Below are 12,814 nucleotides of genomic sequence, written 5' to 3' on the forward strand. Positions count from 1 at the left end.
CCCCAGGAGGCACCATGTCCGCGCTGAGCGAGTGCACCACCGCCTCTGCAGCACCGGAGCAGCTGCAGGACTCTCCGCTGAACTCCTTGCCGAAAACCATGTCGACCTTGCCCGCCCTGTCCGGCGCGACGCCTTACGCCTGGCCCTACGACGGCGGCATCGACCCGGCCAGGACGGCGCTGCTGTGCATCGACTGGCAGGTCGACTTCTGCGGGCCGGGTGGCTACGTCGATGCCATGGGCTACGACATCCAGCTCACCCGCGCCGGGCTGGGACCCACCGCCCGCGTCCTGCGAGCGGCCCGCACCGCCGGGCTGAAGGTCATCCACACCCGAGAGGGCCACCGCCCCGACCTGGCGGACCTGCCGGCCAACAAGCGGTGGCGCTCCGCGCAGATCGGCGCCGAGATCGGCGCCGCCGGCCCCTGCGGGCGCATCCTGGTGCGCGGGGAACCCGGGTGGCAGATCGTGCCCGAGGTGGCACCCGTCGACGGCGAGCACGTGGTCGACAAACCCGGCAAGGGCGCCTTCTACGCCACCGACCTGGACCTGCTGCTGCGCGCGGGCGGCATCACCCACCTCATCCTGACCGGCATCACCACCGATGTGTGCGTGCACACCACGATGCGCGAGGCCAACGACCGCGGCTACGAGTGCCTGATCCTGTCCGACTGCACCGGGGCCACCGACCCGGCCAACCACGAGGCGGCCCTGCGCATGGTCACCATGCAAGGCGGCGTCTTCGGCGCCGTGGCCACCTCCGAGGACCTCCTCGCCTCGCTGCACACCAGCACGACGACGAGCACCAGGACAGCAATCGGTACGACAGCCGATGCAGCAGTCGGCGCAGCATCCGGTGCGGGGGTCAGCGCGTGAGCCACGAGGCCACCCTGCGACCCAGCGCCTCCCCGAATGGCGCTGCGGACCGCGCGTCTGAAGACATCACCACCCTGGACATGGACTCGTCAGGGGTCGCCTTCCATCGTGTGCGCGCCGCTTACCGGCGCCTCGCGCAGACCGCCGCCGACGGCAGCGCACGCCCCGAAGCGTGGATCACGCTGCGTCCTGAGCAGGACGCCCTCGCCGACGCCGCCGCGGTCGATCGGCGCCTGGCGGCGGGGGAGGAGCTGCCGCTGGCCGGCACCGTCGTCGCCGTCAAGAACAACATCGACGTCGCCGGCATCGCCACCACCTGCGCCGCGCCCTCGCTGCAGCGCATCCCCAGCGAGTCGGCCGTGGCCGTGCAGCGCCTGATCGACGCCGGGGCGGTCGTGCTGGGCACCACCAACATGGACCAGTTCGCCACCGGCCTGGTCGGCACGCGCAGCCCCTACGGGGCGGTGCGCTCGGTGCCGGACGCCACCCGCGTCTCCGGTGGCTCCAGCTCCGGCTCGGCGGTCGTGGTCGCCCTCGGCATCGTCGATGCCGCGCTGGGCACCGACACCGCCGGCTCCGGTCGCGTGCCGGCGGCGCTCAACGGCATCGTCGGTCTCAAGCCCTCCTTGGGGCTGGTGCCGCTGACCGGTGTCGTGCCCGCCGCACCCTCCTTCGACACCATCAGCGTCTTCGCCGCCGACCTGGCCACCGCCGAGCGCTTCACCGCAGTGATCGCCGGCCCCGCTCCCACAGATCCCAGCGTCCGCACCTGGACAGCGGAGGCCCCGCTCGCCGCGCCGCAACGCCCGCGCATCGGCGTTCCCGCCGCTCCGCTGCTCACCCCGCTCAGCCCGGCCCGGGCGGCGGCCTTCGCCGAGGCCGTGCAGCGCGCCCGCGCCGTCGCCGAGGTCGTCGAGGTCGACCTGGAGGCGCTGCTGGAGGCCGGTGCCATGCTCTACGGCGCCGGCCTGGTCGCCGAGCGGGCCGCCGGCTTCGGCAGCCAGGCCGAGCGCGCACCGGAGCTGGACCCCTCGGTGGCCAGTGTCCTGGCCGATGCCCGCTCGGTCAGCGGCGCGGATTACGTGCGCGCCCGCCAGCACCTGGCTCAGCTGCTGCAGCGTGCACGCCAGGCGATGCGCGGGGTGGACCTCATCATGCTGCCCACCGTGACGCAGGCGCCGACGTTGGCGGAGGTCCAGGCCGACCCGCTCGGTGTCAACGCGCGCATGGGCCGCTTCAGCACCTTCGCCAACCTGGCCGACATGTGCGCCCTGGCAGTGCCCTTCGGGCAGGCCGACGGCCTGCCGTGCAGCATCACCTTGGCCGCGGCGGCGATGCACGACGCGCTCATCGTCGACGTCGCCCACCGCCTGCTGCAGGATCAGCGCCCCGAGCAACCGTGGACTCCGCCGGGAGTGGACCTCGTGGTCTTCGGCGCCCACCGCCAGGGTCAGCCGTTGAACCACCAGATCAGCCAGCGCGGCGGGCGCCTGATCGGCCCGGTGCGCACAGCACCCGTGTACCAGATGTTCGCCCTGCCCACGGTGCCGCCCAAACCGGCCGTCGTGCGCAGCACGAGCACCACCGGGGGCACTGCGGGCAGCGCCACCGAAGCCATCACGGGCAGCGCCACCGAGGGCACGACGGGCAGCATCACCGGGGAGCGCTGGCGCCTTCCCCGCGCCGCCGTCGCCGACTTCCTGGCCGACCTGGCCGCGCCGATGAGCATCGGGCGGGTGCAGCTGGAGGACGGCTCCAGCGAGCTGGGCTTCCTCGCCGAAGCCTGCTCGGTGCAGCAAGCGCAAGACATCACCGAGCTCGGTGACTGGCTCACCCACGTGAACCCCTGACGGACCCTGCGCGTCGGCGGTCCCCCTCAGCGGTCCTCCTCAGTGGTTCCCCTGCGCCAGCGGCCCCTCGCACCGGCGGTCCGCTCGCGTCGGCACTTCCCGTGCCCGCCGCTGCCGATGAGCCCGGCCGAACCCGGTTCATCTGCCCCCGGTGACCCGCCTGCTGGACCGGCTGCCTGTTCTGCTTCGCCTCCCCTCGAGAGATTGAAGTCCCATGTCCGCGCATCCTGCTGCCCGCCGGCTCCCGGCTCCCCGGGTCCTCATCCTGGGCATCCAGCACCTGATCGTCATGTACACCGGCTGCGTGACCGTCCCCCTGGTCTTCGGCAGCGCCCTGGGGCTGAGCACCGAGACCATCGGCGTGCTCGTCAACGCCGACCTGCTGGTGGCCGGGCTGGTCACCGTCATCCAGGCACTGGGCATCTCCCGCATCCTCGGGGTGCGCCTGCCCATCGTGGCCGGAGCCTCCTTCACCGCCGTCACCCCGATGATCCTGATCGGGCAGCAGTACGGCCTGCAAGCCGTCTGGGGCGCGATGATCGCCGCCGGGTTGTTCGGCGTGCTCATCGCCGTGCCCTTCTCCCGCATCACGCGCTTCTTCCCCCCGGCGGTGCGCGGGGCAGCGGTGACCATCATCGGTCTCTCGCTCATCGGCACCGCCATCGGGATGATCACCGACGGCGCCTCCAGCATCGGTGGGCGCCTGGCGCTGGCCGGCGCGGTGATCGCCCTGATCGTGGTGCTCATGAGGTTCGGCCGTGGCTTCCTGGCGCAGGCTGCGGTGCTGATCGCCCTGCTGGCCGGTACCGCCGTCGCCGGTGCGCTGTCGATGGCCGACTTCTCCTCGGTCGCCGGCGCCGCCTGGTTCGGGCTGCCGCAGCCCTTCCACTTCGGGGCGCCGACCTTCCCGATCGCCGCGGTGATCTCCATGTGCATCGTGATGCTGGTGATCTTCACCGAGTCCACGGCGTACATGATGTCCGTCGCCGAGATGTCCGGGCAGCGGCTGCGCTCCGGCGACGTGGCGCGCGGTCTGGCCGCCGACGGCCTCTCCGGCGTGCTGGGTGGGGTCTTCACCTCCTTCCCCGACACCGTCTTCGCCCAGAACGTCAGCCTGCTGCAGATGACCGGCGTGCGCAGCCGGCGCGTGGTCACCGTCACCGGGGTGCTGCTGGTGGTCATGGGCCTGCTGCCCAAGCTGGGCGAGGCCGTCGCGAGCCTGCCCACGGTGGTGGTCGGCGCCGTCAGCCTGGTGATGTTCGCCACCGTCGCCGGTGTGGGCATCACCACCTTGTCCACGGTGCGCTACGAGGGTACGCAGAACATGCTCATCGTCTCGCTGTCGCTGGGCATCGGGATGGTGCCGGTCGTCGCTCCCGACCTGTACTCGACCTTCCCCACTACCGTGCAGATCATCGCCGGCGGGGCGATCACCAGCTGCGTCATCGTGGCCTTCGTGCTCAACCTGCTCTTCAACGCCCGCGGCCAGCAGGCGCACCCGGCGCCCGTACCCGCCCAGGCCGCTGCCGCGCCCGCGCTGGAGAGCCTGGAGGGGCAGCGATGAGCGCTTCTTCGACCAGCGTCAGCACCACCACGGGAAGCACCACCACGGAAAGCACCACCACCGGAAGCAGCACCACCGGAAGCAGCACCAACCCCGGCCAGGTCGGAAGCGCAGCAGCCGGTACAGCGGGCGGCTACGGCGTCAACCTGTTGGTGGGCTCCACCGTGAGCCCCGCCGACACCACCCCCGTGCACCTGCTGCAGCAGCACGCCGCCGAGGCCGCCGACATCGTCGCGGTCGTCGGCAAGAGCGAGGGCAACGGCTGCGTCAACGACTTCAGCCGCACCCTGGCCGCGCTCGCCTGGGAGCCGCTGCTGAGCGCGCAGGCCGTCACCGTCTTCTCCGGCGGCACTGAAGGAGTGCTCAGCCCTCACGTCAACCTGCTGGTGCGCGACCAGCAGGTGCACCCCGGCCACGATCGCGGGCTGGTGGCCGCGGCCGGGCGCACCGGCGCCATCGCCCCCGCCGACCTGGGGCGCCTGCCGCAGGTGCACGCCGTGGCCGCCGTGGTGCGCTCGCTCATCGAGCAGCTGGCCGTCAGCGCCGAGGATGTCCACCTCGTGCTCGTCAAGTGCCCGCTGCTGACCAGCGAGCGCATGGCGACGGTGCGGGCCGCAGGTCGGCAGCCGGTCACCGATGACACCTACGAGTCCATGGCCCACTCGCGCGCGGCCAGCTCGCTGGGGATCGCGCTGGCGCTGGGGGAGTGCACCGACGCCGATGTGCTGTCGGCGCTGCAGGGCTCGATGCAGGTGTGGTCCGAGCGGGCCTCCGCCAGCGCGGGAGCCGAGCTGGAGGACTGCCACGTCATGGTCTTGGCCGTCAGCCGCGCCGCTGCCAACCCGTTGCGGGCGGTGCACGGCGCGATGGCCGATGCCATCGACATCGCCTCGGTGCAGCGGCTGCTGGAGGTGGTGCGCGCCGACGGCGGTGAGCTGGTGCAGATCTTCGCCAAGGCTGAAGCCGATCCCAGCGGGCGGGTGCGCGGGCAGCGGCACACGATGCTGACCGATTCCGACATCAACTCCACCCGCCACGCCAGGGCAGCCGTCGGTGGGTTGCTGGCGGCCTTGCGCGGTGATCCTCGCGTCTACGTCTCCGGTGGCGCCGAGCACCAGGGCCCACCCGGTGGTGGCAGCATCACCCTCATCTACCGCGTTCCCGAGCACCGCTGATGCGCCCCGGGCAGCTCGGTGGGCAGCGCTGATGCGCATCGTCCTGGTCCACGGCGCGGCGACCACCTCCCGGGTGTGGCGCTCGGTGATCCCGGCCCTGCAAGAACGCTCGGCGCAGCGCGGTGAGCAGCACGAGGTGCTGGCCGTGACCCGCCCGCAGACCGGCCGGCTGAGCGAGGAGCTCGATGCCTTGCGCTCCGTGAGCGCCGGCGCGTTCCTCGTCGGGGTCAGCGGCGGGGCCACCCTCGGGTGGGCTCTGCTGAGCGAGCAGCTGCGTGATGAGCTGTGCGAGCCCCAGCCTGAGACCCAACCGGAGACCCAGCGTGAGGCCCGGCCTGAGGCCTCGCGGAGGCAGGCGCCGGTGGGTGCGCTCCTGCACGAGCCAGCTGCCGGTTCACTGGCACCGGGCCTGTTGGAGCACGTGCGTCAGGGGCTGCAGGCGCACGGGGTGCAGGGCTTCGGTGAGGCGCTGTACGGGCGGGGGTGGAGCGCGAGCGAGACGGAGATCAGCGAGGACGCCTTGCGGCGCGAATTCGCCATGTTCGGCGCCTTCGAGCCGGCACCCCTGCCCGAGCACGTGCGCCCTGCGGTCCTGCTGACCGTCGGGTCCACTTCCCCTCCGACACGGCACGCTTCGGTGCGCGCGCTGGCGAAGCTGTCGATGGGCGTGCGCTCAGCGGTGCTGCCGTGCGCGCACGCCGCCCACCTGCAGGCACCCGAGGCCCTGGCCGAGCTGGTCCTCGATCACGTCGCACTGGCCGGCGACCTCAGCCGTCGAAGCGGTGCACTATGTCGGCCGGTGAGGCCGTGAGCGATGTCGGCCGGTGAGGCGGTGAGCGATGTCGGCCGTCGAGGAGGCGGCGGCTCGCACTTGCGGACGCGGTGCCGAAAGCTTGATGCCGCCGTAACAGCGGGAAACACCGGCGTAACGTGCTGCTGGCAGTGTGATCACACATCACGGAGGTCAGCACCATGGACAGCAGCGCCGTCACCGTTTCAACGCTCGCCGAGGAGGTGTACGACCGTGTCCGGGCCGGCATCACCAGCGGCACCCTGGCACCAGGCAGCAGACTCTCGATCCGCTCGCTGGCAGAACAGCTCTCGGTCAGCACGATGCCGGTGCGCGAAGCCCTCAAGCGCCTGCAGGCCGAAGGTTTCGTCGTCTTCGAGCGCCGCAGCGTGACCGTGGTCTCCCTCACCGCCGACGAGCTGCACCAGGTTTTCGCCATCCGCCTGCACCTGGAGCAACTGGCCGCCGAGTGGGCGCTGCCACGACTGACACCCGCCGACGTGAGCGAGCTGCGGGCAGTCCTGGAGCAGATGGCCGACGAGCGGTTGGAAACCAGCCGCTGGCGGGCGCTGAACCGCCGCTTCCACCAGCGCTTCTACGAGTGCGCCGCCAGTCCCTACCTGCTGGACCTCATCACCGGCGTCTGGGACCGGGTGGAGCCCTACATGGCCATCTACGCCTCCACCGTGGAGGACTTCAGCGAGGCCCACCGCCAGCACCTGCGCATGCTGCAGCTCATCGAAGCCAAGGACCTGTCGGCGCTGCTCGCCGAGACGCACTGGCACCTGGAACACACCAGCCGCACCGTCGCCGAAGCCCTGGCCGAGGCGCGGCAGGCACCCACCTGAGACCGAACACCCCACGTGCTGCACCACACGTGGAGAACCCCGAGGAGACCGCATGGCCGAGACGCTCGAACACACCGGCTTCGAGGAACTCACCATCGCCCGCTTCCACCAACTGCTGCGCAGCGGCCAGGTCACCAGCGCTGAGCTGACCGCCTGGTACCTGCAGCGCATCGCAGACCTCGACCAGGGCGGTCCGCGCATCAACGCCCTGGTCACCGTCAACACCGCCGCCCTGGCCGAGGCCGAGGAGCTGGATGCCCACTTCGCCCGCACCGGGCAGCTGGTCGGGCCGCTGCACGGGGTGCCCGTCGTCGTCAAGGACCAGGCCGAGACCGCCGGCATCCCCACCGCCTTCGGCTGCTCCCTGTTCGCCGACTACGTGCCCGAACGCGATGCCACCGTCATCACCCGCCTGCGCGCGGCCGGAGCGGTGCTGCTGGGCAAGACGGCGATGTGCGACTTCGCCGCCGGCTGGTTCTCCTTCTCCTCGCGCACCGGCTTCACCCGCAACCCCTACGACCTGCAGCGTGAGACCGGTGGATCCAGCGCCGGCACCGCCGCCGCGCTCGCCGCCAACCTGGCCCTGGTCGGCGTGGGCGAGGACACCGGCGGATCGATCCGGCTGCCGGCCTCCTTCACCAACCTCTTCGGGTTGCGCCCCACCACCGGGCTGGTCAGCCGCACCGGCTTCTCCCCCCTGGTGCACTTCCAGGACACCCCCGGACCGATGGCGCGCACCGTCACCGACGCCGCCGTGGTCCTGGACGTCATCGCCGGCTGGGACGCCCAGGACGAGTACACCGCCCTGGCCGCCGGGCACGAGCACCTCGGCTCCTTCGCCGCAGACCTGCAGGCAAGGGAGTCCACGGCACCTCAGCTGTCCTCCTGGCGCGTCGGCGTCCTCGAGGACGCCTTCGGGCAGGGACCCGAGCACGAGCACACCAACGCGGTCGTGCGCGTGGCCATCGAGCGGATGCGCGCCGAAGGCGTCACCGTCGTGGACGGCCTGCAGCTGGGGAATGTGCAGGAGTGGATCAGCGGCACCTCGCTGTACACCACGCAGTCCAAGCAGGACCTCGCCGACTTCCTGGCCGCCCGGCCCACCGCACCGGCCAAGAGCTGGGAGCAGATCGCCGCCGCCGGCGCCTTCCACCCACTCACCGACCTCGTCGTCGACATCGTCGCCGGACCCGAGGACCCCATGGACGAGCCGGACTACCTGCCGCGCCGCCTGCGCCAGGAGCAGCTGCGCCGCCGGCTGAGCGCCCTGATGGCCGCCGCAGACGTCGACGTGCTGATCTACCCCACGGTGCAGGTGCCGGCCCCCACCCGTGAGGAGCTGGCCGCCAAGCGCTGGACAGCGCTGACCTTCCCCACCAACACGGTCCTGGCCTCGCAGTCCTCGCTGCCGGCGGCCAGCGTGCCGGTGGGCTTCACACCGGCAGGCCTGCCGGTCGGCCTGGAGGTGCTCGCCCCCGTGATGGGCGAGCAGCGGCTGCTGCGCTTCGCCCGCGCCTGGGAGCGCACGGCCGGTGCGCGCCGCGCGCCCCAGCTCGCCGCGGCGGACGGCGAGCCCACCACCGCATCCAGCACTGGATCCGTCACCCATTCCACCGCTGCTGCCGTCACCGTCCCGGCGCCCGCCGCCGGCCTCGAAGCGGCAGCGCTGTGACGCAGACCGCCGCTGAGGCGCCGGCGCAGCACGCGGGGGCCCAGCACACGGGGGCCGAGCACGCGGGGGCTCAGCACGCTGGGGAGCCGGTGAACGCGCCCGCGCCGCGCACCGTGGACGTCAACTGCGACCTCGGGGAGAGCTTCGGCGTCTACCGCTACGGCGCCGACGAGGAGGTGATGCCGCTGATCACCTCGGCCAACGTCGCCTGCGGAGCGCACGCGGGTGATCCCCGTACGATGCGCCAGAGCATCGAGCTGGCCGCCCGGCACGGGGTGGCGGTCGGCGCCCACGTCGGCCTGGCCGATCGGGAGGGTTTCGGCCGGCGCATGATCCCGGTCAGCGCCCAGGAGGTCTACGACCTGTGCCTGGCGCAGATGGGCTCCCTGGAGGCCTTCCTGCGCGCGGCGGGGCAGCCGATGGCGCACCTGAAACCGCACGGAGCCCTGTACATGATGGTCAACGACGCACCCGAGCTCGCCCAGGCGGTGTGCACGGCGGTGACGGACTTCGATCCTGCCCTGGCCATCTACGCCCTGCCCGGCTCCGCCCTGGCCGCAGCCGCCCGCAGCGCCGGGCTGCGGGTGGTCGAGGAGTTCTTCGCCGACCGCCCTTACCACGCCGGCGCGGTGCGTATGTTCGGCTGGAGCCTTCAGGAGATCGGCTCACCGCAGGAAGCAGCCGAGCGCACCCTGCACCAGCTGGCCACCGCCACCTTCGCCGACGTAGGAACGCTGTGCGTGCACAGCGACACCCCGGCCGCCGCCGCCCGCCTGACAGCCCTGCGCCGGCACCTGTCCACCCTCGGCTGGACGGTGTCCGCACCCCAGACTGCACCCCGCACCGCACCGCAGTCCGCGCCCCAGTCCGTGGCGTCAGCCGTCCGAGCGCACCACGCCTGACCTCTTCGGCTGCCCGAACTGGCACCCCGAACGTGCCACGAGTTCTGGCGCCGACCACGATCGCGCCGTCGACCGCGCCCGTGACGGTTCCGTCGACCGCGCCTGCGATCGCGTTCGCGGCCTCAGCCACCCCACTCCGGCCCACTCCACCTCACCCCACCTCACCTGACCCCGTTTCTGGGAGGAACCCACCGTGAGCACCAGCACCCGCGACGGCATGGCCGTCGAGCACCACGGTCTCGAATCCGAGTACGAGCACGAACCCGTCCCCACCTCACGCCGGCGCTCCCTCGGGTCCGTCTCCGCCGTCTGGTTCGGCTTCCCGATGATCATCACCAACGCCATCTTCGGCGGCACGATCGTCTACGGCCTGGGTTTCTGGCGCGGTATGGCCGCCATCGTCGCCGGCAACCTGATCCTCTTCGCCTACGTCGGAGCGCTCAGCTACATCGCCGGACGCACGGGCAAGAACTTCGCCCTCACCGCCGCCGAGACCTTCGGGCGCAAGGGCGCCGCCATCACCGCCGGGTTCCTGTCCACCGTGGTCATCGGCTGGTTCGCCTTCCAGACCGGCTTGACCGGCGCCACCTTGAACACCTCGCTGGGCTGGAACGAGCCGCTGATGATCGCGCTGGCCGGCGTGCTCTACATCGCCGTCACCTTCATCGGCATCCGCGCGCTGACCATCATCGGCCTGGTGGCCGCCCCGCTGTTCGTCGTCCTGGCCATCGTCGCCCTCGTCTTCGCCGCCCGAAACGGTGGCATGTCCAACATCACCTCCTTCCAGGGCGGCGCTGCCGATGCCGGTGTGCTCAGCATCGGTGCGGCCATCACCATCGTCATCGCCGGCTTCGCCGACTCCGGCACGATGACCGCCGACTTCACCCGCTGGTCGCGCACCGGCCGCGAGGCCGTGCTGGCCACCTTCACCGCCTTCCCCGTCGCCAACTTCGTCTCCCTGCTGGTCGGTGGCCTCATCGTCGCCGCCGGCGCAGCCGCCAACCCCGCCGCCAACGGCGGTGACTTCCTGCCGATCCTCACCTCCCACGGCTGGTTGCTGTCGGCGCTGGCGGTGGTGTTCGTCTTCATCAACCTCGGCTCGGTGTGCACGCACTGCCTCTACAACGGCGCCGTCGGCTGGAGCCAGCTGAGCGGTGGTCGCATGCGCGTGCTGACCCTCGTGCTCGGCGGCATCGGCCTGCTGGCCGCCCTGGCGGGGGTGTGGAGCCACTTCGCCGCCTGGTTGAACCTGCTGGGCATCTTCGTGCCCCCCATCGGCGCGGTGCTCATCCTCGACCAGCTGCTGCTGCGCCGCTCCGCCGGCCGGCCGGTCAGCTCCTTCCGGGTGCGTCCCTTCCTCGCCTGGGCCATCGGCTCGCTGGGCGCGGCGCTGGTGCACTACCAGGCCCCCCACCTGTCGGAGGCCATCGCCGGCATCGTCATCGGCGCCCTCGCCTACACCGTGCTGGAGGTCCTCACCGGGCGTCGCGAGCCCCTGGCCGAGTCGGCGGGCGCCCCGCTGGTCAGCCCCCGCGCCCCTCACACCCCGGCTTCCCACACTCCGGCCTCCCAGACTCCGGCCAGTGACGTGAGGGCGGGCGAGGCCCCGTGAGCGCCACCACCACCCAGCCCACCCAACCTGCTCAGCTGGGCGGAGCGAGCGAGCTCACCCGGCTGCCCGCCACCCACCTCGCCCGCATGGTGCGTGAGGGCAGCATCAGCGCAGCCGAGGTCACCGAGGCCGCCCTCGCGCAGGTGCAGGCCCTGGATGGCACTCTGCACGCCTTCGTGGAGCTGACCGCCGACGCCGCCCGCCAGCAGGCCGCCGCCGTGGACGCAGCCATCGCCCGCGGCGAGCAGGTCGGCCCGCTGGCCGGTGTCCCGCTGGCGGTCAAGGACCTCATCGCCACCAGGGGAGTGCGCAACCGCAACGGCTCACCGGCCTACCTGCACTTCGTGCCCGAGGAGGACGACATCGTCGTCGAACGGGTGCGCGCCGCCGGCGCGGTGCTGCTGGGGCAGACCACCGTGCCCGAGTTCGGCTACAGCGCCGTCGGCCACAGCCCCGTCAGCCCCACCGCACGCAACCCGTGGAACCCGCAACTGACACCGGGCGGCTCCAGCGCCGGCTCGGCCATCGCCGTGGCCACCGGGATGGCGCCGCTGGCCTTCGGCAGCGACGGCGGCGGCTCCATCCGCATCCCCGCCGCCCACTGCGGCATCTACGGGATGAAGGCATCCATGGGACGGGTGCCGCTGTACCCGGGCACCCGCGACGAGCGCTACCCCGGCATCTCCAGCTGGGAGAGCCTGGAGCACGTCGGCCCGCTGACCCGCACCGTGGCCGACGCCGCCCTGATGCTCTCGGTGATCGCCGGACCCGACCCGCGCGATCGACACTCCATCCCCTGCACCGACGTCGACTGGATCACCGCCGCCAGCGACGGGCAGACCAGCGATGCAAGGGTCACCGACGGGGTGGCGGGCCTGCGGATCGCCTACAGCCCCGACCTGGGCCACCTGGCCGTCGATCCCCAGGTGCGGGCGGTCGTCGAACGCGCCGTGGGCATCTTCGAGGACCTCGGCGCTCACGTGGAGCAGGCCAGCCCCGACCTCGGCGACCTCGGTGACGCCTTCTGGACCATGGTCGCCAGCGAGTCCGACCTGCGCGGCATGCGCGCCCTCGCCGATCAGCACCCGGACATGTCCCCGCACCTGCTGGCGCTGCTGCGCCGGCCCTGGAGCGCCGAGGACTTCACCGACGCCCTGATCACCCGCAAGCGGGTGGTCAACCGCATGTGGCGCTTCATGGCTGGCTACGACCTGCTGCTCACCCCCACCTTGGCCGTTGCACCTTTCGGCCTGGGCGTGCAGGGCCCCACCCAGATCGACGGCAGGCAGGTGCCCGACAACGCCTGGCTGGGCTTCGTGAACCCGATGAACATGACCGGGCAGCCCGCGGCCAGCATCCCCGCCGGCTTCACCGACGACGGGCTGCCGGTAGGGCTGCAGATCGTCGGCCGCCACCTGGCCGATGCCAGCGTGCTGCGCGCTTCGGCGGCCTTCGAGGCCGCCGCTCCGTGGGCGCAGCACTGGCCCACCCTCGCCGCCGCCACCACCCAGTCGTGACTCCAACCA

At 72.0% G+C, this 12,814-nt stretch carries 10 protein-coding genes; all 10 read left to right on the forward strand.

Translation table 11 applies throughout. From position 1 onward, the window contains the following. The first annotated feature begins 98 nt into the window (after positions 1-98). The 10 genes from biuH to ACRYM2_RS00135 all read left to right on the forward strand — a co-directional run bounded on the left by biuH (position 99) and on the right by ACRYM2_RS00135 (position 12,805). On the forward strand, positions 99-875 hold the full coding sequence (gene biuH, locus ACRYM2_RS00090; RefSeq protein ID WP_432519132.1) for a biuret amidohydrolase: 777 nt from the start codon (positions 99-101) through the stop codon (positions 873-875). Positions 876-985: 110 nt separating this feature from the next. Then, positions 986-2,725 (forward strand): allophanate hydrolase, encoded by a 1,740-nt coding sequence (gene atzF / locus ACRYM2_RS00095; protein ID WP_432518994.1) that lies wholly within the window; start codon positions 986-988, stop codon positions 2,723-2,725. A gap of 214 nt (positions 2,726-2,939) precedes the next feature. Then, the gene (locus tag ACRYM2_RS00100; RefSeq protein WP_432518995.1) at positions 2,940-4,289 is read left to right on the forward strand and encodes a nucleobase:cation symporter-2 family protein; all 1,350 of its coding nucleotides are present in this window, start codon (positions 2,940-2,942) and stop codon (positions 4,287-4,289) included. Positions 4,290-4,453: 164 nt separating this feature from the next. Then, complete coding sequence (atzD, locus tag ACRYM2_RS00105; RefSeq protein WP_432518996.1) at positions 4,454-5,464, forward strand: cyanuric acid amidohydrolase; 1,011 nt, start codon at positions 4,454-4,456, stop codon at positions 5,462-5,464. Between the two features lie 31 nt (positions 5,465-5,495). Then, positions 5,496-6,275: an alpha/beta fold hydrolase gene (locus tag ACRYM2_RS00110; protein WP_432518997.1), complete on the forward strand. Its 780-nt coding sequence runs from the start codon at positions 5,496-5,498 to the stop codon at positions 6,273-6,275. 161 nt (positions 6,276-6,436) lie between these two features. Further along, on the forward strand, positions 6,437-7,102 hold the full coding sequence (locus ACRYM2_RS00115) for a GntR family transcriptional regulator (protein ID WP_432518998.1): 666 nt from the start codon (positions 6,437-6,439) through the stop codon (positions 7,100-7,102). A gap of 52 nt (positions 7,103-7,154) precedes the next feature. Next, positions 7,155-8,774 (forward strand): amidase, encoded by a 1,620-nt coding sequence (locus ACRYM2_RS00120; RefSeq protein ID WP_432518999.1) that lies wholly within the window; start codon positions 7,155-7,157, stop codon positions 8,772-8,774. Between the two features lie 89 nt (positions 8,775-8,863). Next, positions 8,864-9,676 (forward strand): 5-oxoprolinase subunit PxpA, encoded by an 813-nt coding sequence (locus ACRYM2_RS00125; RefSeq protein ID WP_432519000.1) that lies wholly within the window; start codon positions 8,864-8,866, stop codon positions 9,674-9,676. A gap of 217 nt (positions 9,677-9,893) precedes the next feature. Next, positions 9,894-11,288 (forward strand): cytosine permease, encoded by a 1,395-nt coding sequence (locus ACRYM2_RS00130; RefSeq protein ID WP_432519134.1) that lies wholly within the window; start codon positions 9,894-9,896, stop codon positions 11,286-11,288. 86 nt (positions 11,289-11,374) lie between these two features. Continuing rightward, positions 11,375-12,805 (forward strand): amidase, encoded by a 1,431-nt coding sequence (locus tag ACRYM2_RS00135; RefSeq protein WP_432519136.1) that lies wholly within the window; start codon positions 11,375-11,377, stop codon positions 12,803-12,805. Positions 12,806-12,814 lie beyond the last annotated feature (9 nt).

Source organism: Kineococcus aridisoli, from assembly GCF_050871885.1.
GTDB lineage: Bacteria > Actinomycetota > Actinomycetes > Actinomycetales > Kineococcaceae > Kineococcus.